We start from the raw sequence: 22,525 nt of genomic DNA on the forward strand, positions 1-22,525 counted from the left end.
TTTTCCTTTTGGCCCTGGGCGCCTGTGTTCTCGTCGTGCCGAGAGCGCGACCGCGCACCCCTTCTCGATGGTTCGGTGTGGCCCGATGCAGGCTGTCGTGGAGAGGGGATCCGTGCAAGTCCTGTCGACCGAGATGCATCGAGCAGGGATGCAGCATTGCCGGCCCGGCCATGCCAGCGCCTCATGGATCGCGAGCTGCAGCCGCCGCCTTCATTGTCGCGCGGCGGGTCTCGGCCGAAATGCTGATTGAACCGTGGCCGCCGCGCCGCTCGAGAGACCCGTCGAGCAGGCGTAAGCAGAAGGTCGCCGACCGCTGGACAGGTTCCGCCGGTTCAGCTCACTACCAGTCGGGCGCTTGCCGCCCTTGCTCCGGGGCTGCGAAGTGAAAGAGGGAACCGCTACTATTCCAGGCTGACCGCGCCGCGGCGCAGATCGGCCTCGATCTGCAGGCGCGTGCCCCCGCCGAAGCGGGCGCGGTAGACCTGAAGGTTTTCCATGATCCGCTGCACGTAGTTGCGCGTCTCGGAGAACGGAATCAGCTCGACCCAGTCGACCGCGTCCACCTTCGGGTTGCGCGGATCGCCGTAACGCTCGACCCACTTCTTCACGCTGCCGCGGCCGGCATTATAGGCGGCGAAGGTCATGATATAGGAGCCGCGATAGTCCTCGAGCAGCCCGCCGAGCTCGGCCGAGCCGAGCGTGGCGTTGTAGACCGAATCGTTCTTCAGCCGCCCCAGGTCGTATGTCGCGCCGTGGCGTTTGCACACGTAGCGGGCGGCGTCCGGGGTCACCTGCATCAGTCCATAGGCCTGCGCCGGCGAAACCACACGCGGATTGAACGCGCTCTCCTGCCGCGCGATCGCGTAGATGATGCTGCGCTCGACCTCGGGGCCGATCGGCGTGAACTGCGGAATGCCGTTGACGGGATAGGCGTAGAAGTCGAATGGCAGGCCGCGATTGAGCGCAGCCTTGCCGAGCAGCAGCATGCCGCGCGCGTCGCTGTAGCGCTGGGCGAGCTCGCCGAGGCCGGCGAGCGCCTCCGGGTCGCCATTCTCCCCCATGTCGGCGAGCATGGGCACCGCCAGCTCGCGCTCGTCGAGCTCATAGAGCAACTGCGCAGCGCGCACGATCTCCAGCCGCTCGGCGCCGCGCCCGCGCGGCTGGCTGTTGAGCTCGATCTGCGGCAGGCCGAGCTTGGCGCGGGCGAGCTGGCCGTAATAGCTGGTCGACTGCTCGGCGGCTCTCGCATAGGCGTTGCGCGCCTCTTGATGACGGCCCATTGCTTCCGCGGCGCGGCCCTGCCAATAGCCGGCGCGCGCCAGCGCGGTCGGATTGACGCTGCCGACCCCGATCCGCGCAAAGTGCTGGGCGGCGGTCGCGGGATCGTTGAGGAAGCGCAGCGCGATCCAGCCCGCGGTGAACTCCTGCTCCGTCTTGTAGATGTCGCGCGAGGGCAGTGCCGCATCGCGCGCGATCAGGTACGCGCTGCGGAATTCCTCGGTGTCGATCATCTTGCGCGCCAGAAGGCGCCGCTCGATCCACCATTCGTCGAGATTGCGGAGGCGGCCCGGATCCTTCGGCGCGGACAGCATCAGCTGGGCGGCTTCAGTGAACTTCTCTTCGCGGCGCAGGAGCTGGATCTTGCTGAAGATGTAGCCGGTGTCATTGTGCAGCTCACGCGGCACCGCGTCGAGCAGCGCCCGCGCGTTCGGCGCTTTCTTGACGGCGGCGATGCGGGCCCTTGCAAGCGCCACATAGCCTGCCCCGAGGCGCTTTGCGGCGCGGAGCGCCGCCTCGGTCTCGCTGCCGTAGAGCAGGGTGTCCATCCGCGCTTTCTGATCGCCCGGCGTGAGCAGGGCGCCGAACTGGTCGAGCGCATTGTTCTCGGTGTCCTCCGACATCGGATCGCTGCGCCAGGCATCGCGCACCAGCCGCTCGGCATTGGCGCGGTCGCCACGTTCCAGCATCGCCTTGGCGAGCATGAAGCGGCCCTTGGCGGAGATCGGGGACTCGTTCTCGAACCACGACCATGCGACCGAAGCGTCGCGCCTGTCGTCCCACATCGCAGCCTCGAGGCGCCGGCGCAGGAAGGTTTGCGACGGCCAGCTCGGATTGGCGGAGAGGAAGGCCCGATAGCGTTCCACCGTCGCGCCATTGTCGTCGCTGCGCAGGATGATCCATTCCGCGAGCTTCCGCGCAACCGGATCCGCGATCGAGGCGGCATGGTTGGTGGCGTCGGCGGCCTTGCGCTTGCGCACGAGCTCGATGACGTTCTCCAGCGTGTCCTTGTCGGCTTGCGACGTCGACGAGGTCGCTGCGACCGCGGCCGGCATGGCCGGCTTGCGCGGTGCTGCGTGCTGGCGGGTCGCAGGGGCCAGCACGGGAGCCGCGAGCGGTTTGGCAACCGCCGCCGGGGCGGTCGGTCTGATGGTCGCCGTCGAAGCCGGAGCGGCCGCGGCTTTGGGGGCTGAACTGCTGGCAGCTGGATGCGTCTTTGGCGCGGCCGCAGGCTTGGGCGCTGCTGGTTTCGATGCCGCCGCGGGATTGGCAGCGGCCGCGGGTTTGGTGGCTGCCGCGGGCGTAAGCGCTGCCGCGGGCTTGGACTTGCCCTTCGCCGCTTCCCTGCCTGCGTTCTTGGTGGCGTCCTTGGCCGCCCCTTTACTCGCGCCCTTGGCCGTATCCTTCGGCGTTTCCTTGCCGGTTCCCTTGGACGAGTCCTTCCCAGCCGGCTTCACGGAGTTCTTGCTGGCCTCCGCGGTCGTGTCATTGGACTTGGCCAAGGCAGCGCAACCGACCGACAGCCCTGCCATCAGGGAGACGATCAGGCCGAGGTATCGCCATGCGGCGCGAGGGAGGGAGATCACGGCGTTTCGTCGCCCCGAATCAGTCAAGTGGCCCAAGACCAAGATCTAGCTGTATTTGATTGAATATGCGGACAAAATACCAACAGCCGCTTACCTCGGGCCGATTTGCACCATCACCGCGGCAAAATCGCGGCCTAAACGGTGCGTCACAGGGCAGCGGCCCTTTTACCGGCGGGACAGACCCGATATGAATGGGGCTTGCTCAAGAGATCGCCGCGTACGGAGGAAGTCCATGGCAGCCAAGACGAAGTTCCGGGGGTCGTTCACCGCCTTGGTTACGCCGTTCAAGAACGGCTCACTGGACGAGGCGGCGTTCCGCTCTCTGGTCAACTGGCAGATTTCGGAGGGGACCAATGGCCTCGTCCCGGTCGGTACCACCGGCGAGAGCCCGACGCTCAGCCATGACGAGCACAAGAAGGTCGTGGAATGGTGCATCGCTGAAGCCAAGGGCCGCGTGCCCGTGATCGCGGGCGCCGGCTCCAACTCGACCCAGGAGGCGATCGAACTGTCGCAGCACGCCGAGAAGGCGGGCGCGGATGCCGTGTTGATCGTCACGCCCTACTACAACAAGCCGACCCAGGAAGGGATGTACCAGCACTTCAAGGCGATCAACGACGCGATCGGCATTCCGATCATCATCTACAACATCCCCCCGCGCTCGGTGATCGACATGTCGGTCGATACCATGAAGCGGCTTTGGGAATTGAACAACATCGCCGGCGTCAAGGACGCCACCGCCAGCATGGTCCGCGTGTCGCAGCAGCGTGCGGCCATGGGCGAGGACTTCAACCAGCTCTCGGGCGAGGACGCCACCATCATCGGCTACATGGCCCATGGCGGCCATGGCTGCATCTCGGTGACCTCGAACGTCGCGCCGCGCCTGTGCTCCGAATTCCACGCAGCCTGGCAGAAGGGCGACACCAAGGCTGCGCTTGCGATCCACGACAAGCTGATGCCGCTGCACAACAACCTCTTCATCGAGAGCAATCCGGCGCCGGTCAAGTACGCGATGTCGCTGCTCGGCAAGCTGGAGGAGACGCTGCGGCTGCCGATGGTACCGGTGTCCGAGCCGACCCGCGTTGCCGTGCGCAGCGCGATGGTGCACGCGGGGCTGATCAACTGAGAGGCTGGCTTTTCCGGGGGGCGTCTCATGAGCGCGGTCGAGGAAAAGGGTAGGCGGATGCTCAAGGAGTTCCGAGAGTTCGCCATGAAGGGCAACGTCGTCGACCTCGCGGTCGGCGTCATCATCGGCGCGGCCTTCGGTGCCATCGTCAACTCGCTGGTCGGCGACGTCATCATGCCGATCATCGGCGCCGTGACCGGCGGCCTCGACTTCTCGAACTACTTCACCCCCTTGTCGAAGGCGGTCACCGCCACCAACTTAGCTGATGCCAAAAAGCAAGGCGCCGTGCTGGCTTGGGGGAGCTTCCTCACGCTGACACTCAACTTCATCATTGTCGCCTTCGTGCTGTTCCTGGTGATCCGTGCCATGAACACGCTGAAGCGCAACGAAGAGGCGGCACCCGCCGCTCCCCCGAAGCCGACCGCCGAGGTCGAGCTTCTGACCGAGATCCGCGATCTCCTCAAGAAGTGACGCGCGCGCTTCATCCTGACTGTTAGGATCCGCGCGCATCTCAATCAGGTTTGTCCGTGATGGCCGATAAGAACGAACGTCCAATCAAGGTCATGGCGGAAAATCGCAAGGCCCGCTTCAACTATGCCATCGAGGACACGATCGAGGCGGGCATTGCGCTGACCGGCACCGAGGTGAAGTCGATCCGCAACGGCAAGAGCACGATCGCGGAGTCCTATGCCGATTCCAAGAACGGCGAGATCTGGCTGATCAATGCGACCATTCCCGAATATCTTCAGGGGAACCGCTTCAACCACGAGCCCAAGCGGCCGCGCAAACTGCTGCTCCACCGCCGACAGATCAACAAGTTGATGGGCGCGGTCGACCGCGAGGGCATGACGCTGATCCCGCTCAAGCTTTATTTCAACGAGCGCGGGCGTGCCAAGCTGCAGCTGGCGGTTGCAAAAGGCAAGAAGCTGCACGACAAGCGCGAGTCCGAGAAGAAGCGCGACTGGAGCCGGGAGAAGGGACGGCTGATGCGGGCGAGGGGATGAGCCGATGAATCAACGGAACCTGCTCGAAGTTGATTGGAGCCAGATTCCCGCGCCCTCCGACGACGGCGGCGCCGCGCATCTGAAGGGTATGCCGCTGCCGCCGATCGACCTGCTCGCGACCGACGACACATCGGTCAGCCTATCGGCGCTGCGCGGCCGCACCGTCGTGTTCGCCTATCCCCGCACCGGCGAGCCGGGCAAGATCGCGCTGGTCGACGATTGGGACATGATCCCGGGGGCGCGCGGTTGCACGCCGCAGACGTGCGCATTTCGCGATCTCTACGCCGAGCTGAAAGCCGCCGGTGCCGCACACGTGTTCGGCCTCTCGACCCAGAGCAACCAATATCAGACCGAGATGGCCTCGCGCCTGCATCTGCCCTTTCCGGTGCTGTCGGACGAGAAGCTGGCGCTCACGCGCGCCTTGAACCTGCCGACCATGGAGGTTGCAGGCCTGACGCTGATCAAGCGCCTGGCGCTGATCATCGACGACGCCAGGATCACGCAAGTCTTCTATCCGGTGTTTCCGCCCGACCGGAACGCCGCGGACGTGCTGGACTGGCTGAGGGCAAATCCAGCCGACGGCATCAAAGCCTAATCGAGGTCCGCCTTCACCTTCGCGAACACGCGCCGGAACATGTCCGGCGTCAGCACGCCAGTGTTCGTGTTGTAGCGCGAGCAATGATAGCTATCGTAGAGCCTGAGCCCGCCGGCCTGATGCACCGCGCCGTGGCCGAACGGGGCCTGCGAGCCCTTCAGGTTCAGCGGCTTGAGCACGCTGTCGTGCGCGATCCGCCCGAGCGCGATGATCGCGCGCAGGTTCGGCATCGACGCGAGATTCGCCACAAGAAACCGGCGGCAGGTGTTGATCTCGATCGGCAGCGGCTTGTTCTGCGGCGGCACGCAATGCACCGCATTGGCGATCCGGCAATCGACCAGCTTCAGGCCGTCATCTGGACGCGCCCGATAGGTACCCCTTGCAAAGCCGTATTCGAGCAGCGTCGCGTAGAGCAGGTCGCCGGCATAGTCGCCGGTGAACGGCCGTCCGGTGCGATTGGCGCCCTGCATCCCCGGCGCGAGGCCGACGATCAAAAGACGCGCCTTGATGTCGCCGAAGGGGGCAACCGGTGCATTGTGCCAGGATGGCTCGCGCGCGCGGTTCGCCTCGCGAAAGGCGAGCAGGCGCGGACAGAGCGGGCAGTCACGGTCGGGAACGACCTCGAGAGGCTGGGGGGCTGACCGTGCCGCCTCACTCCTCGAAGTCGTCATCGCCCCTCGGCGCCATCGTGGTCGCGCGCTGGAGGAATTGCGGGGCATGGTGGCGTTCGCCACGCTCGCCGCGGTCACGCGGGGCGGGGCGCTCGGACGGGTCGCGGCCGAGCTTGGATTGCAGCTCGACAAGGTCGGTGAAGACGTCGGCCTGACGCCGCAGCTCGTCGGCGATCATCGGAGGCTGGCTGGCGATGGTTGAGACCACGGTGACGCGCACGCCGCGGCGCTGCACGGCCTCGACAAGGGAGCGGAAGTCGCCGTCACCGGAGAACAGCACCATCTGGTCGATATGCTCGGCGAGCTCCATGGCATCCACAGCGAGTTCGATGTCCATGTTGCCTTTGACCTTGCGCCGGCCGGAAGCGTCGATGAATTCCTTGGTCGCCTTGGTAACGACGGTGTAGCCGTTGTAGTCCAGCCAGTCGATCAAGGGGCGGATGGAGGAGTATTCCTGGTCCTCGATGATCGCGGTGTAGTAGAACGCCCGCAACAACGTCCCGCGACTCTGAAACTCCTTCAACAGGCGCTTGTAATCGATGTCGAAGCCCAGAGTTTTCGCGGTTGCGTAGAGATTGGCCCCATCGATGAAGAGCGCGATCTTGTTGGTCGAAGAAGGTGACATTCAGTTTGCTCGCGTAGTAGCCGTGATTGATCGTTTTTTGTTGGCGCGGCAACAGCAAGCCGCGCAGTTCTAGAGTGCTGCAAAAATCCGTCGAAACCGCACGTCCGGAGAAGTCGGGGCAATCAAGGTATAGTTATGGCGGACCTGCATAGACTTGGGGCCGCCCTCAATGGCAGCCCCGAATATCACCCGTCCCAGCCCCAATGTGGGGTTAGCAGAGCCGTTTGGCGAGGCCAAATCACAAATTGGCCTTGCGAAACCCTCCCGGCCCCTATAACTAGCCCCAATCATCCACATATTTCGTCCCACCCACAACGGAGCGACAGTCCATGGCTCGCGTCACCGTAGAAGATTGTATCGACAAGGTCGACAACCGGTTTGACTTGGTCCTGCTGGCCGCCCACCGCGCCCGCATGATCTCATCCGGTTCACAACTAACGGTTGACCGCGATAACGACAAGAACCCTGTTGTGTCTTTGCGCGAAATTGCCGAGACGACGATCTCGCCGGAGGACCTCCGCGAGGAGCTGGTGCACTCGCTGCAGAAGTTCGTCGAGGTGGATGAGCCCGAGCCGGATGCGGTGCCGCTGATCGGTTCCGCGGGTGCGAGCGTCGATGCGGACGATACCGAAGTCGCCGTGGAGCGCATGACCGAAGAGGAGCTCCTGAAGGGTCTGGAAGGCCTTGCGCCTCCCGAGGAGCAGCCCGAGGAAGACGAGTAATTCCTCCGTCGCGTCCATCGATTTGTTGTGATCTGATCAAAGGCCCGAACCCTCGTTCGGGCCTTTGCTTTTGTTGACGTTTTCGTGGTTACCATAGCTTGTCGGTTGGCGCTCCGTTCCTGTCACTGAATTGATCGGACACGCGGGCGATCGGAGCTAGGATGTGTGCAACGGGTCGGGGCACGGTCCGTTGAAGGCAGGATGGGATGGTATATCGGCGCCGCAGATCCACGCAGATGCAGGCCGCAACCGAATCGGTTGCAGTGGCCCCGACTGCGCCGGTCGCGCGCCCGGCCAGGCCCCGCGCGCGCATGATGCGTCAATATGACCTCGTCGAGCGCGTCAGATCCTACAATCCCAACACCGACGAAGACCTGCTGAATCGGGCGTATGTCTACGCCATGAAGGCGCACGGCTCGCAGACCCGGGCCTCGGGCGATCCTTATTTCTCGCACCCGCTTGAAGTGGCGGCGATTCTCACCGACATGAAGCTCGACGACGCCACCATCGTGGCCGCGCTGCTTCACGACACGATCGAGGACACCGAGGCGACGAGGGCCGAGATCGATCAGATTTTCGGGCCGGAGATCGGCGCGCTCGTGGAGGGACTGACCAAGCTGAAGCGCCTCGAGCTGGTCTCGCGCGAGGCCAAGCAGGCCGAGAACCTGCGGAAATTGTTGCTGGCCATTGCCGACGATGTCCGTGTCCTCCTGGTGAAGCTTGCCGACCGCCTGCACAACATGCGCACGCTGGATTTCGTGCCGACGGAATCGCGCCGGCGCATCGCCGAGGAGACGCTCGACATCTACGCGCCGCTGGCCGGGCGCATGGGCATGCAGGAAATGCGCGAGGAGCTGGAGGATCTGTCCTTCCGCACTCTCGATCCCGAAGCCTATTCGGTCGTGATGCAGCGGCTCGACGCGCTCGCCGAGCGCAACCGCAACCTGATCGGCGAGATCGAGGACCAACTCTCCAACAATCTGCGCCACAGGGGCTTGGGGGCGCGGGTCTATGGCCGCCGCAAGAAGCCGTTCTCGATCTGGACCAAGATGGAGCGCAAGTCGGTCGGCTTCGAGCAATTGTCGGACATCTTCGGCTTCCGCCTCGTCGTCAACGACATCGAGGCCTGCTATCGCGCGCTCGGGATCGTCCACACCACCTGGCCGGTCGTGCCGGGGCGCTTCAAGGACTACATCTCGACGCCGAAGCAGAACGACTATCGCTCGATCCACACCACCGTGATCGGCCCCGGCAACCAGCGCGTCGAGCTCCAGATCCGCACCGAGGCGATGGACCAGATCGCCGAGCGCGGCATCGCCGCGCACGTGTTCTACAAGGAAGGCGTGGGCTCGCCGACCGAATACCTCAAGCGCGAGTCGAACGCGTTCGCCTGGCTGCGTCACACAATCGGCATCCTCTCCGAGAGCGCCAATCCGGAGGAATTCCTCGAACACACCAAGCTCGAGCTGTTCCACGACCAGGTGTTCTGCTTCACCCCCAAGGGCAAGCTGATCGCGCTGCCGCGCCACGCCAACGTGATCGACTTCGCCTATGCGGTGCATACCGACGTCGGCAACAGCGCCGTGGGCTGCAAGATCAACGGCAAGTTCGCACCGCTGTCCTCCGAGCTCCAGAACGGCGACGAAGTCGAGGTACTGACCTCGGAGGCGCAATCCGCGCCGCCGTCGGCCTGGGAGACGCTCGCGGTCACCGGCAAGGCCCGCGCCGCGATCCGCCGCGCCACGCGCACCGCAGTGCGCGATCAATATGTCGGCCTCGGCCGGCGCATCGTCGAGCGCCTGTTCGAACGCGCCAAGATCGAATATGCCGACGATAAGCTCAAAGGCGCGCTGCCGCGGCTCGCGCGCACCTCGATCGAGGACGTCATGGCGGCGGTGGGCCGCGGTGAGATCAAGGCGTCGCACGTCGCACGTGCGATGTACCCGGACTACAAGGAGGAGCGCATCGCGCGCTACGGGGTCAAGAAGGGGCTTGCGGCCAAGCTCAAGGAGAAATCCTCGGAGCCGCGCAGCCCGGTTGCGATCCCGATCCGCGGTATCAATTCCGACCTTCCGGTGAAGTTCGCGCCGAACGGCGGCGCCGTGCCAGGGGATCGCATCGTCGGCATCGTCACGCCGGGCGAGGGCATCACGATCTATCCGATCCAGGCGCCCGCGCTGAAGGATTTCGAGGAGGAGCCGGAGCGCTGGCTCGACGTCCGCTGGGACATCGAAGACTCCGCGCCGCAGCGCTTTCCGGCCCGCATCAGGGTGGAGAACGTCAATGAGCCCGGCGCGCTGGCGCAGATCGCGACCGTGATCGCCGAGCACGACGGCAACATCGACAACATCAGCATGCAGCGCCGCTCGCCTGACTTTACGGAGACGACGATCGATCTCGAAGTCTACGATCTGAAGCATCTGAGCGCGATCCTGGCCCAGCTGCGCGCAAAGGCGGTCGTTGCCCGCGTCGAACGTGTTAATGGATGATGCTCGTCGTTGCCGGGCTTGACCTGATGCGCAGGTCGATCCCGCGCATGACGAGTTGGGAAATGTCACTTCGTGAGTCCTGAAATGCCCGCAGCTCCGCTCCGCCTCGGTGTCAATGTCGACCATGTCGCGACCCTCCGTAACGCGCGCGGCGGCCGCAATCCGGATCCGGTGCGCGCCGCGTTGCTGGCGATCGAGGCCGGCGCCGACGGCATCACCGCGCACCTGCGCGAAGATCGCCGGCACATCCGCGACGAGGACATGGCCCGGCTGAAGGCCGAGATCTCGACGCCACTCAATTTCGAGATGGCTGCGACCGAGGACATGTTGCGCATATCGCTCGCCACCAAGCCGCACGCGGTGTGCCTGGTGCCGGAGCGACGCCAGGAGGTGACGACCGAGGGCGGGCTGGATGTGGTCGGCCAGCACAACGCGCTCGCACCCTATATCGCGCGGCTGACCGATGCGGGCATCCGGGTCTCGCTGTTCATCGCGGCCGATCCCGCCCAGATCGAGATGGCGGCACGGCTGCGCGCGCCCGTGATCGAGATCCATACCGGCGCTTGGTGCGACGCCGTCGCCGAGAGCCGCACGGACAAGGCCGAGGCCGAATGGCGGCGGATCGTCGCCGGTGCGAGACTGGCGAAGTCCGCCGGGCTCGAGGTCCATGCCGGGCACGGGCTGGACTATGCCACGGCGGAGACGATCGCGGCGCTGCCTGAGATCATGGAGCTCAATATCGGCCACTACATGATGGGCGAGGCGCTCTTCGTGGGTCTGGCAGAGACCGTGCGCAGCATGCGGGCGGCGATGGACCGCGGCCGGAGCCGGGCATGATCATCGGCATCGGCTCCGATCTGATCGACATCACCCGCGTGGCCGGGGTGATCGAGCGCCACGGCGAGCGCTTCCTCGACCGCATCTTCACCGCGGCCGAGCGGGCCAAGGCGGAGCGGCGCGCCAAGAACGAGAAGATGGTGGTGGCGACCTACGCCAAGCGCTTCGCCGCCAAGGAGGCCTGCTCCAAGGCGCTCGGTACCGGCATCAGGCGCGGTGTCTGGTGGCGCGACATGGGGGTGGTCAACCTGCCCGGCGGGCGGCCGACCATGCAACTGACCGGCGGCGCTCTGGCCCGGCTTCAGGCCCTGACGCCGGAGGGGTTCGAGGCGCGGATCGACCTTTCGATCACCGACGACTGGCCGCTGGCGCAGGCCTTCGTCATCATTTCCGCCGTGCCGCTGGCAAAGCCCTGACGTCATCCGTTCTATTTTATAATTCATATGTAAAATCAATGGCTTATTCAGTTTTGATGTGATCCTTGATTGCGTGGCCTGCGACAACCGTCTAAAAGTCCGCGGACGCAAATCAGCCTGGGCGAATTCGGCTTTACGCCGGAATTGGCCCTCACTATCAGAATCAGGACAATCTCCATGGGCCGCGAAGCAAAGGGCTGTTCGCGCCAGGAGGGCGCTCTGTGACCGCCGGCCGGAATTGAGAGAGCAATGAGCGTGACTTCAGGAACGAAAACTGAGAGCGGCGTCGGTGAAACAATCCGGGTCGTGATTCACGCTCTCCTGATCGCGCTGGTGATCCGCACCTTCCTGTTTCAGCCTTTCAACATCCCATCCGGCTCGATGAAGGCGACATTGCTGGTCGGCGACTATCTGTTCGTCTCGAAATATTCCTACGGCTACAGCCACTATTCGATCCCGTTCTCGCCGAACCTGTTCTCGGGCCGGATCTGGGGCTCGGATCCCAACCGCGGCGACATCGTGGTGTTTCGCCTGCCCAAGGACGATTCCACCGATTACATCAAGCGCGTGATCGGTCTTCCCGGCGACCGCATCCAGATGCGGGACGGTCTGCTCTACATCAACGACGCGCCCGTCGAGCGGCAGCGCATGAGCGAATATGTCGGGGAAGACCCTTGCGGTTCGGAAGGCGGCGGCATCTCCCGGGTGAAGCGCTGGAAGGAGACGCTGCCGAACGGGGTGTCCTACGAGACGCTGGACTGTGCCGACAACGGCTACATGGACAACACCAACGTCTATAACGTGCCGCCGGGCCACTTCTTTATGATGGGCGACAACCGCGACAACTCCACCGACAGCCGCTTCCTCGGCCAGGTCGGCTACGTGCCTCAGGAGAATCTGATCGGCCGCGCCCAGATGATCTTCTTCTCCATCGCCGAAGGCGAGCATGCCTGGATGTTCTGGCGCTGGCCCTGGGCCGTGCGCTGGAATCGCTTCTTCAAAATCGTCCGATGAAAGATGAAGCCAAGGACATCGTGAGCCAACCGGTCGAGGCGCAAGCTGGCCCCGAGGGGGAAGCTGCGACCAGGACGGCTGCAAACAAGACGCCCGCGAAGAAGAAGCGGGCGCGGAGCAGCAAGGCCAAGAGCACGGATGCGAGCGCATTGCTCGAGGCGCGCATCGGCCACAGCTTCACTGACCCGAACCTGTTGATGCAGGCGATCACGCATGTCTCGGCGCTGAAGTCCGGACGCAAGCGCGGCGACAGCTATCAGCGGCTGGAATTCCTCGGCGACCACGTGCTGGGGCTTGTCGTCTCCGACATGCTCTATCATGCATTCCCGAACGCCGACGAGGGCGAGCTGTCCAAGCGCCTTGCCGAGCTCGTGCGCAAGGAAAGCTGCGCCGAAGTCGCCAAGTCGCTCGGTCTGCTCGACGACATCAAGCTCGGCTCGGTCGGCTCCAGCGCCGACGCGCGCCTGCGCAAGTCCATCCTCGGCGACATCTGCGAGGCCGTGATCGGCGCCATCTTCCTCGACGGCGGTCATGCGGCGGCAGCCGAATTCGTCAGGCGCAACTGGACCGAGCGCATGCACAAGCCGCGTCGTCCCTTGCGAGACCCCAAGACCGTCCTCCAGGAATGGGCGCAAGGCAAAGGGCTGCCGACGCCGGTCTATCGCGAGGTCGAGCGCACCGGGCCGCATCACGATCCGCAGTTCCGCGTCGCTGTCGATCTGCCGGGACTGGCCCCGGCCGAAGGCATCGGCGGCAGCAAGCGGGCGGCAGAGAAGGTGGCCGCGTCAGTCATGATCGAACGCGAAGGCGTTGGCGGCAGCAATGACGGCTGAAGCAAGCGGCGAGGCCCCCACCGCGACGCGCTGCGGCTTCGTTGCGCTGATCGGCGCGCCGAACGTCGGCAAGTCCACGCTCGTCAATGCGCTGGTCGGAGCCAAGGTCACGATCGTCTCGCGCAAGGTGCAGACCACGCGCGCGCTGATCCGCGGCATCGTCATCGAGAACAATGCACAGATCATCCTGGTCGACACGCCTGGCATCTTCCTGCCCAAGCGCCGGCTCGACCGCGCCATGGTCTCCACCGCCTGGAGCGGGGCGCACGACGCCGATCTCGTCTGCGTGCTGCTCGACGCCAAGACCGGGATCGACGAGGAGGCCGAGGCGATCCTCGCCAAGGCGGCCAGCGTCAATCACGAGAAGATCCTCGTCATCAACAAGGTCGACCTGGTCCAGCGCGAGAAGCTGCTGGCCCTGGCGCAAGCCGCCAATGAGCGCATGAAGTTCGTGCGGACCTTCATGATCTCGGCGATCTCGGGCGACGGCGTCGACGACATCCGCAAGACGCTCGCGGAAATGGTGCCGCCGGGCCCGTTCCTCTACCCCGAGGACCAGATGTCCGACGCGCCGATGCGGCAGCTGGCGGCCGAAATCACGCGCGAGAAGATCTATCAGAAGCTGCACCAGGAGTTGCCCTACCAGTCCACGGTCGAGACCGACAAGTGGGAGGAGCGCAAGGACAAGTCGGTGCGCATCGAGCAGACGATCTTCGTCGAGCGCGAGAGCCAGCGCAAGATCGTGCTCGGCAAGGGTGGCGCCACCATCAAGTCGATCGGCGCGGATTCTCGGAAGGAATTGATGCAGATCCTGGACGTCCCGGTGCATCTGTTCCTGTTCGTCAAGGTGCGCGAGAACTGGGGCGACGACCCCGATCGCTATCGCGAGATGGGCCTGGACTTCCCGAGGGAATAACCGAGAAAAGACAGATCACCGATGAGCGTGCCCAGCAATGTCCGGCGCTTCGAAGCGCTGCTCTATGCATCTTTGATGCTGGATGCCCTGTCGGTCGCGGTGCATGACCGCACGCCCAACGCCGGAATGACCGAGCAGATGATCATGACCGAGACTCTGCTTGCCGGTGGCATGATCCTGCTGCTGGTCTATTTCGTCCGTCTGGCTGCGCATGGGCGCAAGAACTGGCCACGCTGGGTGCTCACGGCAGCGCTTGTGCTGTCGGTGATCTCGCTCGGTCAGATCATCGGCGAAAAGGGCCTGGCACTGGACAGCGCGATCGAGATCGTCTCCTGCGCGCTGACGACGATGGGCCTCTATTTCTCCTTCACCGGCGACGCGCAGGGCTGGTTCAACGCCTAGCGTCATTCGGGGGGATGCCTCGCACCGCCCTGGCATGACGGAGAGGGCACTGCACCCCTCACGGAAATCCGCTAAGCTTCCCCCATGGAATGGACCGACGAAGGGATCGTGCTGGGCGTGCGGCGGCATGGCGAGAGCAGCGCCATCGTCGAGCTCTTGACGCGCGAGCACGGCCGGCATCTCGGCCTGGTCCGCGGCGGCGCCAGTTCGCGGATGCGGCCGCTGTTGCAACCCGGGAACAGCGTCAGCGCGGTGTGGCGGGCGCGGCTCGATGAGCACCTCGGCACCTACACCATTGAAGGGCTGAAGCTGCGCGCGGCGAACCTGCTGACAACATCGCATGGTGTCTACGGCGTCACCCATCTCGCCTCGATTGCGCGCCTCCTTCCGGAGCGCGATCCACACGAGGAGATCTTCGCGCTGCTCGAACATTCGCTCGACGATTTCGACGAAATCGGCGGCGCCGCCGTGCACGTCATCCATTTCGAGCTGGCGATGCTTGCCGAGCTCGGCTTCGGCCTGGCGCTGGAGAATTGTGCGGTGACCGGCGAAACCACGGACCTGATCTATGTCTCGCCGAAATCCGGCGGTGCGGTGTCGCGCGGCGCGGGCGAGCCGTGGCGCGACCGGCTGTTGCGCCTGCCCCCATTCCTGCGTCAGGGCGAAGCTGCGAGCGATCTCACCGAGCAGGATCTCCAGGACGGCTTTCGGCTCACCGGCCTGTTCCTGCTGCGCCACGTGCTGGAGCCGCGGGGACAGGGCCATTCCGATGCGCGCGCCGGCTTCATCAATGCCCTGATCCGGCAGCAGGCAAGGGCATCGCTGCCGGCACCCTAGACTGTCCGTCTGGGCTCTTCCCGGCGAATTCCAGCGTCCAGCCGCGGGAAGCTCGCTTGCAGGGCTGATTCGCGTCTTGCCCGATTTGCGCCGAGGGTTTAACCGGTCGGCATGGGAAAACGAATCGTTCCGCCGGAGGAACCGGCCGAAATTCACGAGGTGCCGCTGCGTGAAGCGCTGGAAGAGCGCTATCTCGCCTATGCGCTCTCCACCATCATGCATCGCGCGCTGCCGGATGCGCGCGATGGCCTGAAGCCGGTGCACCGGCGCATCCTCTACGGCATGCGCCTGCTGAGGCTCGACCCGGGCACGGCGTTCAAAAAGTCAGCCAAGATCGTCGGCGACGTGATGGGCTCGTTCCATCCGCACGGCGACCAGGCGATCTACGACGCCATGGTGCGCCTCGCGCAGGATTTCTCCTCGCGCTACCCCCTGGTGGACGGCCAGGGCAATTTCGGCAACATCGACGGCGACAATCCCGCCGCCTACCGTTACACCGAAGCGCGCATGACCGACGTCGCGCGGCTTCTGCTCGACGGCATCGATGAGGACGGCGTCGAGTTCCGCGCCAATTATGATGGCCAGTCGAAAGAACCCGTCGTGCTGCCCGGCGGCTTCCCGAACCTGCTCGCCAACGGCGCACAGGGCATCGCGGTCGGCATGGCCACCTCGATCCCGCCGCACAACGCCGCAGAGCTTTGCGATGCCGCGCTGCATCTGATCGAGAAGCCCGACGCGAAATCCAAGGCGTTGCTGAAATGGGTCAAGGGACCGGACTTCCCGACCGGCGGCATCATCGTCGATTCCAAGCAGGCGATCGCGGAGGCCTATACGACGGGGCGCGGCTCGTTCCGCGTCCGCGCGCGATGGCAGCAGGAAGAGGGTGCGCGCGGCACCTGGGTGGTCGTCGTCACCGAGATCCCATTCCTGGTGCAGAAGTCGCGGATGGTCGAGAAGATCGCCGAACTGCTCGACCAGAAGAAGCTGCCGCTGGTTGGTGAAGTCCGCGACGAATCCGCCGAGGACGTCCGCCTCGTCATCGAGCCCAAGTCCAAGAACGTCGATCCCGCGCTGATGATGGAATCGCTGTTCCGGCTGACCGAGCTCGAGAACAAGATCCCGCTGAATCTCAACGTCCTGATCAAGGGGCGCATCCCCAAAGTGGTCGGCCTCGCGGAAGCCTTGCGCGAATGGCTGGATCATCTGCGCGACGTCCTGATCCGCCGCACCAACTACCGCAAGGGCGAGATCGAGCACCGGCTCGAAATCCTCGGTGGTCTGCTGATCGCCTATCTCAACATCGACGAGGTGATCCGGATCATCCGCAACGAGGACGAGCCGAAGCCGGCCTTGATCAAGGCGTTCAAGCTCACCGAGTTGCAGGCCGACTCCATCCTTAACATGCGGCTGCGCAATCTGCGCAAGCTCGAGGAAATGGTGATCCGCACCGAGGACAAGGATCTGCGGAAGGAGCTGAAGGGCATCCAGGCCCTGCTGGCCTCCGAGCCGGAGCAGTGGAAGAAGGTCAGCGAGCAGGTCGGCAAGGTCCGAGAGATGTTCGGACCGAAGACGCCGCTCGGCAAGCGCCGCACCACATTTGCAGATGCGCCCGAGCACGATCTCGCCGCGATCGAGGAGGCCTTCGTCGAACGCGAGCCGGTGACGGTCGTCGTCTCCGACAAGGGCTGGATCCGCACCATGAAGGGGCATGTCGAGGATCTCTCGGGCCTTGCCTTCAAGCAGGACGACAGGCTCGGCTTTGCGTTCTTTGCCGAGACCACTTCGAAGCTGCTGCTGTTTGCCACCAACGGCAAGTTCTACTCGCTCGACGTCGCAAAGCTCCCGGGCGGCCGTGGCCATGGCGAGCCGATCCGCCTGTTCATCGACCTCGAGCAGGAGGCCGCGCCCGTCGCGCTGTTCGTCCACAAGGGCGGACGCAAATTCCTGGTCGCGAGCCATGAGGGCCAGGGCTTCGTCGTCAACGAGGACGATTGCGTCGGCACCACCAAGAAGGGCAAGCAGGTCCTCAATGTCGACATGCCGAACGAGGCGCGTGCGATCACCGAGGTGACCGGCGACACCGTCGCGGTGATCGGCGAGAATCGCAAGATGCTGGTCTTCCCGCTCGACCAGGTGCCGGAGATGGCCCGCGGCCGCGGCGTGCGCCTGCAGAAGTACAAGGACGGCGGCCTTTCGGATGTTGCGGTATTCGATTCCAAGACGGGCCTGACCTGGAAGGATTCGGCGGGCCGTGAATTCTCGGCGACCATGAAGGAGCTCGCCGAGTGGCAGGGCACCCGCGCCGATGCCGGCCGCCTGCCGCCGAAGGGATTTCCGAAGTCGAACAAGTTCGGTCGGGGGATCGGGTAGGTGGTCGCGTGTCCCGGACGCGCTGCAGCTTGCAACGCTGCTGTGCAGAGCCGGGACCCACGCCATGCGCACTGCCAGGAGAAATGGAGCCCGGCCCAGCAGGGCAACTTTCCGCACTGCGCTCGCAATGACGAGAAGTGGCAGCCGCGCGCTTCCATCCGCATCGTGCAAACGCGTGGCTGATAGTCGTGAGCGCATACGTGCTGCGGCCGTATGGGCACGAACATTGCTTTTTGCTGGCGACCGTAACCGTGTCGCGAAAAGGCAAGAAGAAACCGATGTTCAGACTCAAGTCCCTCATCCCGGCGCTGCTCGCTTTGGCGCTGGCGGCGCCTGCGCATGCGGCGGGCAATCTCGTCGCCGTGCTGGAAGCGGAGATCGTGACGCTCGATCCGCATTTCTCCACGGCCTATATTTCGCGCACGTTTGGCTACATGGTGTTCGACACGCTGTTTGCGAAGGACTCCAAGGGCGACGTCAGGCCGCAAATGGTGCAGGACTGGAAGGTCTCGCCCGATGGACTGACCTACAGTTTCACGCTGCGCGACGGCCTGAAGTGGCATGATGGCCAGCCGGTCACATCAGCCGATTGCGTGGCCTCGCTGCGTCGTTGGGGCACCCGCAGCGCGCTCGGTCGCCGCATCTTTGCGATCACCGTGTCGCTGGAGCCGATCGATGCCAAGACCTTCGTGCTGACGCTGAAGGAGCCGTCCGGGCTCGTCATCGACGCGCTCGGCAATCCCGTCAGCCCCGTCGCGTTCATGATGCCCGAGCGCATCGCCAAGACACCGGGCGACCAACGCATCACCGAGATCATCGGCTCCGGCCCGTTCGTCTACAGCAAGGCCGATCACCGCACCGGCGACCGCATGATCCTGAAGAAATTCGCCGACTATGTGCCGCGTCCAGAGCCGGCCGACTTCCTCGCCGGCGGCAAGCGCGTGAACGTCGATAGCCTGGAGATCCGCGTCATTCCCGATGGTGCAACCGCAGCCTCTGCGCTCCAGGCCGGCGAAGTCGATTTCATGCAATACGCGCCGTTCGATCTGTTGCCGCAATTGGAGAAGAACTCGCGCGTGAAGCTGCTCAATTTTACCGGCGGCAACATGTTTGCGGGCGCCTACCGCCTCAACGCCGCGTCGAAACCGTTCGACGACCCCGAGATCCGTCGCGTGCTGTGGAAGCTGGTCGATCAGCGCGAAGTGCTGGATGCGCTCGGGCTCGATGCCAAATATGCCACGCCATGCGCGACATTCTTCACCTGCGGCACGACCTATGAGACCAAGGCGGGCACCGAGGCCGCGGCGAAGCCGTCGATCGATGCGGCGAAGGCTGCGCTGAAGGCCACCAAATATGCCGGCGAGCCCGTCGTCGTCATGCAGGCCAATGATCTCGAAGCCCCGCGCGTCTCGGCACAGGTGCTGGCCGAGCGCTTGAAGGCCGCCGGCTTCAATGTCGATCTGCAGGTAATGGACTGGGCGAGCGTGCTGGCGCGGCGTGCCAAGAAGGAGGGCTGGAGCGTCTATGGCGTTCACGCCGGCGGTTTTGATCTCGGCTCCCCGTTGACGAACGTCATGGTCGCCTTCAACTGCGCAGACTTCACCGGCTGGCAATGCGATGCGCGCATCACGCCATTGCTGGAAGCCTTCGCCAAGGCGCCCGCCGAGGAGGACCCCAAGAAGATCGCGGCCGAGATCCAGGCCGTCATGTACGAACAGGCTCCCGGAATCCCGTGGGGCCAGTTCGCGCAGCCCGCCTCCTATCGCGCGACCTTGCGCGGTCTGATACCGTCCGCCATCCCGGTGTTCTGGAACGTTGAGAAGTAACGCGATGTACGATGTCATTGTTGTCGGCGGCGGTTCCGCCGGCGCCGCCGTGGCCGCAAGGCTCTCCGAAGATCCCGCACGCCGCGTGCTGCTGCTCGAAGCCGGCCTCGACTGGCGCGCCGACGAAGCGCCCTGGGAGGTGAGGACGCCAAATCCCATCCCGATCATCCACAAGCGCGAGTATCAAGAGAAATGGCAGTGGCCCGATCTGCTGACGCGCCGCGTGGCCGGGCAGGAGCCGCGCTTCTACTGGCGCGGCAAGGGCCTCGGCGGCTCGTCGATGATGAACGGCCAGATCGCCATCCGCGGCGTTGCCGATGCCTTCGACGAATGGGCCGCCAATGGCTGCACCGGCTGGTCGGCCAAGGAGGTGATGCCGCTGTTCTGGGTGATCGAGGACGATCTGGAGTTCGGTGACGCCGCGGGCCACGGCCGCGGCGGGCCGTTGCCAGTGTATCGCGCGCCCACCGAGAAATGGGGCCCGATCGACCGCGGCTTGCGCGACGCGGCGCTGGCGAGCGGCTATCCCTGGTGTGCCGACGTCAACGGCCCGGATGGCGAGGGCGTGGCCTGCTATCCCATCAACAGCCGCGACGGCCGCCGCATCACCACCAATGAGGGCTATCTCGAGCCCGCGCGCGGCCGCGCCAATCTGGAGATCCGCGGGCATGCGCTGGTCGAGCGCGTGCTGATCAGCGACGGAAGGGCGACCGGCGTCCGCGTCCGCATCGAGGGGCAGGGTACCAGCGACATCAGCGCGCGCCAGATCGTGCTGTGCGCCGGCGCCATCCACAGCCCGGCGATCCTGCTGCGCTCCGGCATCGGACCCGCCGGGGAATTGAAGGCGATGGGGATCGCGGTCGCGCGCGATCTGCCGGTCGGCAAGCATTTCTTCGACCATCCGCTGTTTCGCGCCACGATCCAGCTCCGGGAGGAGCTTCGTCCCACCGATCCCGACACGCGCCACACCAATTGCTGTGTGACCTATTCGTCGGGCCTCGCCGATGGCGGCAAGCGCGACATGATCCTGATCGCGTTCAACCATCGCGGCATTGGCAACGCCGGCGCGATCGGCGCGGGCCTGTTCAACGCTTATTCGCGCGGCACGCTTAAGCTGGCCTCGACCGATCCTTCGATCGATCCTGTCGTCGAGGAGAACATGCTGGCCGACCCCCGCGACATGCTCCGCATGATCGATGCGGTCAGACGCCTCGCTGTGATCACCTCGCAACCGGCGCTGTCAGGCATCGCCGAATGGATCCGGCTCGCCGACACGGACCTCACGCTGCCGCAGGCCGCGGCACTGCCGGATCACGAGCTCGACGCCGTGTTGCGCCGTGAGACCGGCGACATCCAGCACGCCGCGGGCAGCTGCCGCATGAGCGGCGTTGGTGATGCCGACGGCGTGGTCAATCCTGATGGGACGGTGAAAGGCATCAGCGGCCTGCGTGTCGCCGACGCCTCGATCATGCCGTCGGACTGCCGTGCCAACACGCACTTCACGACGGTGGTGATTGGGGAAGCGATCGCTCGGATGATGATGCGATAGCTCGCATCCCAAACGCCAGCGTTCTGCGCGGCCCAGGAGGCCTAGCGTTCGACAGCGAGGCCGAACAGCGGCCGAAGCTGCGTTCCCAGGATGTTGCCGACGAAAGCCGCGACCAGCCAGCACCAGCCGTGCAGACTGCCGGAAGCGATTCCGCTGAAATAGGCGCCGATGTTGCAGCCATAGGCGAGGCGCGCGCCGTATCCGAGCAGCAGGCCGCCGATGACGGCAGCGAGCAGCGAGCGGGGCGAGATACGCCAGGTGGGGCTGAACTTGCCGGCGAGACCCGCGGCCAGCAACGCTCCCAGGATGATACCGAAATCCATGACGGAGGTGATGTCGGCGAAGATGCTTTGGTTGAGCGAGGCGGCGCGCGCGCCTTGCCAGTACGGCCATGACGCGGCGTCGATGCCAAGGCCCATCAGGATCTTCGATCCCCAAAGCGCGAAAGCTGAGGTGATGCCCCATGGCCGCCCGGCGAGGTACAACGTGGCGAAATTGCCGATCGCGAGCAGGACCGCGCCCCACAGGAGGGGCCACGGCCCTTGGAGAAAGCGGCGTGCTCCGCGCAGTTTCGTCCGCGCTCCCGGCTCCAGCTCTCCATGCCGCCGGAGCTCGGCCCTGACGGTGAACAGATGGATTGCGGCCACTGCGGCCCAGCAGAGCAGCAGTGCCGGGAGCCACCCGAACTGGTCGATCAGCGATACCGAGCCGACGTTCGGCAGCTCGCTCCACCACGGCAAATGCATTGCACCGATCGTCGAACCGGCGATGAAGGCCGCCAACGTCACCAGCATGCGCGTGTTGCCGCCACCGGCCGTGTACAGCGTTCCGGAGGCGCAGCCGCCGCCGAGCTGCATTCCAAGGCCGAACAGGAACGCTCCGCTCAACATGCCCACCCCGACCGCGCCGAGCTCGCCACGGACGGCGTTGCCGAACAGCGAGCCGTGCGCCAGCGCTGGGAAGAACAGGGCTGTCGCCAGCGCAAGCATGACCATTTGTGCGCGCAGTCCCGCTCCTCTGCGTGAGACGATGAAGACGCGCCAGGCCGAGGTGAACCCGAACAGCGCATGATAGAGCGTCAGGCCAAGGCCGCCGCCGAGGAGAAACAACAATCCCTGCTGCCAGGAGATCGTGCCCGACAGCGCCATCGCTCCCCCGAAGAGAATTGCCGCTGCAATGGCGGCGATCGGGAGATTGGCGCGGTGCCGATCATTGTCGGGAGCGAGGAGCCGGGCATCGATGGAAAGATCGGTCATGCTCTATTCCCAGGCCTGTCTTGCTGGCAAAGGAGAGCTAACCTTGGCAGACAGGCGCCGTTCCAATCTGCTCACGATGAGATATCTGCACCCGAGACGGACGAAGGCCACATTGATCCTGCCCCAAAAGGCGGCTGCAAGCTGGCGCAGCGGCCTTTCAGGTCGTCGAGAGATAT

General features: G+C 64.9%; 20 protein-coding genes. 16 read left to right on the forward strand and 4 right to left on the reverse strand.

The genetic code is table 11. The features are described from left to right. Positions 1 to 401: 401 nt before the first annotated feature. A complete protein-coding gene (locus tag K408_RS0124410; RefSeq protein WP_024341114.1) occupies positions 402 to 2,864 on the reverse strand; it encodes a lytic transglycosylase domain-containing protein in 2,463 nt (820 codons plus the stop codon). Positions 2,865 to 3,096: 232 nt separating this feature from the next. Here K408_RS0124410 and dapA point away from each other — a divergent pair, with 232 nt between their 5' ends. Genes dapA through K408_RS0124430 form a run of 4 tightly spaced genes read left to right on the forward strand, consistent with a single transcriptional unit; the run spans position 3,097 to position 5,586 of the window. Then, the gene (gene dapA, locus K408_RS0124415; RefSeq protein WP_024341115.1) at positions 3,097 to 3,987 is read left to right on the forward strand and encodes a 4-hydroxy-tetrahydrodipicolinate synthase; all 891 of its coding nucleotides are present in this window, start codon (positions 3,097 to 3,099) and stop codon (positions 3,985 to 3,987) included. Between the two features lie 57 nt (positions 3,988 to 4,044). After that, on the forward strand, positions 4,045 to 4,458 hold the full coding sequence (gene mscL / locus K408_RS0124420) for a large conductance mechanosensitive channel protein MscL (protein WP_024341116.1): 414 nt from the start codon (positions 4,045 to 4,047) through the stop codon (positions 4,456 to 4,458). Between the two features lie 59 nt (positions 4,459 to 4,517). Next, positions 4,518 to 4,991, forward strand: a complete 474-nt coding sequence (gene smpB / locus K408_RS0124425; RefSeq protein ID WP_024341117.1) for an SsrA-binding protein SmpB — start codon at positions 4,518 to 4,520, stop codon at positions 4,989 to 4,991. A gap of 4 nt (positions 4,992 to 4,995) precedes the next feature. Continuing rightward, positions 4,996 to 5,586 carry a peroxiredoxin gene (locus K408_RS0124430; protein WP_024341118.1) on the forward strand — a complete coding sequence of 197 codons (591 nt, stop codon included), beginning with the start codon at positions 4,996 to 4,998 and terminating at the stop codon, positions 5,584 to 5,586. On the opposite strand, the gene K408_RS0124435 is transcribed toward K408_RS0124430, so the two are convergent. Beyond that, positions 5,583 to 6,257, reverse strand: coding sequence for a uracil-DNA glycosylase (locus tag K408_RS0124435; RefSeq protein WP_024341119.1), 675 nt, complete (start codon positions 6,255 to 6,257; stop codon positions 5,583 to 5,585). The genes K408_RS0124430 and K408_RS0124435 overlap by 4 nt on opposite strands. Beyond that, positions 6,238 to 6,882: a LabA-like NYN domain-containing protein gene (locus K408_RS0124440; protein WP_024341120.1), complete on the reverse strand. Its 645-nt coding sequence runs from the start codon at positions 6,880 to 6,882 to the stop codon at positions 6,238 to 6,240. The genes K408_RS0124435 and K408_RS0124440 overlap by 20 nt, the downstream gene beginning before the upstream one ends. A gap of 329 nt (positions 6,883 to 7,211) precedes the next feature. On the opposite strand from K408_RS0124440, the gene rpoZ reads away from it, so the two are divergent. The 12 genes from rpoZ to K408_RS0124500 all read left to right on the forward strand — a co-directional run bounded on the left by rpoZ (position 7,212) and on the right by K408_RS0124500 (position 21,093). Then, the gene (gene rpoZ / locus K408_RS0124445) at positions 7,212 to 7,604 is read left to right on the forward strand and encodes a DNA-directed RNA polymerase subunit omega (RefSeq protein WP_024341121.1); all 393 of its coding nucleotides are present in this window, start codon (positions 7,212 to 7,214) and stop codon (positions 7,602 to 7,604) included. 206 nt (positions 7,605 to 7,810) lie between these two features. Beyond that, positions 7,811 to 10,093 (forward strand): RelA/SpoT family protein, encoded by a 2,283-nt coding sequence (locus K408_RS0124450; RefSeq protein ID WP_024341122.1) that lies wholly within the window; start codon positions 7,811 to 7,813, stop codon positions 10,091 to 10,093. An 84-nt stretch (positions 10,094 to 10,177) separates the two neighbouring features. Beyond that, on the forward strand, positions 10,178 to 10,930 hold the full coding sequence (locus K408_RS0124455; protein WP_024341123.1) for a pyridoxine 5'-phosphate synthase: 753 nt from the start codon (positions 10,178 to 10,180) through the stop codon (positions 10,928 to 10,930). Continuing rightward, complete coding sequence (gene acpS / locus K408_RS0124460; protein ID WP_024341124.1) at positions 10,927 to 11,346, forward strand: holo-ACP synthase; 420 nt, start codon at positions 10,927 to 10,929, stop codon at positions 11,344 to 11,346. The genes K408_RS0124455 and acpS overlap by 4 nt, the downstream gene beginning before the upstream one ends. Before the next feature lie 249 nt (positions 11,347 to 11,595). After that, positions 11,596 to 12,360 carry a signal peptidase I gene (gene lepB, locus K408_RS0124465; RefSeq protein WP_024341125.1) on the forward strand — a complete coding sequence of 255 codons (765 nt, stop codon included), beginning with the start codon at positions 11,596 to 11,598 and terminating at the stop codon, positions 12,358 to 12,360. Next, the gene (gene rnc, locus K408_RS0124470) at positions 12,357 to 13,193 is read left to right on the forward strand and encodes a ribonuclease III (protein WP_024341126.1); all 837 of its coding nucleotides are present in this window, start codon (positions 12,357 to 12,359) and stop codon (positions 13,191 to 13,193) included. Before lepB ends, rnc begins: the two co-directional genes overlap by 4 nt. Further along, positions 13,183 to 14,109, forward strand: a complete 927-nt coding sequence (gene era / locus K408_RS0124475) for a GTPase Era (protein WP_024341127.1) — start codon at positions 13,183 to 13,185, stop codon at positions 14,107 to 14,109. Before rnc ends, era begins: the two co-directional genes overlap by 11 nt. Positions 14,110 to 14,130: 21 nt before the next feature. Beyond that, positions 14,131 to 14,511, forward strand: a complete 381-nt coding sequence (locus K408_RS0124480) for a hypothetical protein (RefSeq protein ID WP_024341128.1) — start codon at positions 14,131 to 14,133, stop codon at positions 14,509 to 14,511. 84 nt (positions 14,512 to 14,595) lie between these two features. Further along, positions 14,596 to 15,348: a DNA repair protein RecO gene (gene recO / locus K408_RS0124485; protein WP_024341129.1), complete on the forward strand. Its 753-nt coding sequence runs from the start codon at positions 14,596 to 14,598 to the stop codon at positions 15,346 to 15,348. Between the two features lie 111 nt (positions 15,349 to 15,459). Beyond that, positions 15,460 to 17,718: a DNA topoisomerase IV subunit A gene (parC, locus tag K408_RS0124490; RefSeq protein ID WP_024341130.1), complete on the forward strand. Its 2,259-nt coding sequence runs from the start codon at positions 15,460 to 15,462 to the stop codon at positions 17,716 to 17,718. 278 nt (positions 17,719 to 17,996) lie between these two features. Beyond that, a complete protein-coding gene (locus tag K408_RS0124495; RefSeq protein WP_024341131.1) occupies positions 17,997 to 19,544 on the forward strand; it encodes an ABC transporter substrate-binding protein in 1,548 nt (515 codons plus the stop codon). A gap of 4 nt (positions 19,545 to 19,548) precedes the next feature. Next, the gene (locus K408_RS0124500; RefSeq protein ID WP_024341132.1) at positions 19,549 to 21,093 is read left to right on the forward strand and encodes a GMC family oxidoreductase; all 1,545 of its coding nucleotides are present in this window, start codon (positions 19,549 to 19,551) and stop codon (positions 21,091 to 21,093) included. A gap of 41 nt (positions 21,094 to 21,134) precedes the next feature. Here K408_RS0124500 and K408_RS0124505 read toward each other — a convergent pair whose 3' ends face one another. Beyond that, on the reverse strand, positions 21,135 to 22,349 hold the full coding sequence (locus tag K408_RS0124505) for a YeeE/YedE family protein (RefSeq protein WP_024341133.1): 1,215 nt from the start codon (positions 22,347 to 22,349) through the stop codon (positions 21,135 to 21,137). Positions 22,350 to 22,525 lie beyond the last annotated feature (176 nt).

The sequence above is a fragment of the Bradyrhizobium sp. in8p8 genome (assembly GCF_000426845.1).
Taxonomy (GTDB): Bacteria; Pseudomonadota; Alphaproteobacteria; order Rhizobiales; family Xanthobacteraceae; genus Bradyrhizobium; species Bradyrhizobium japonicum_C.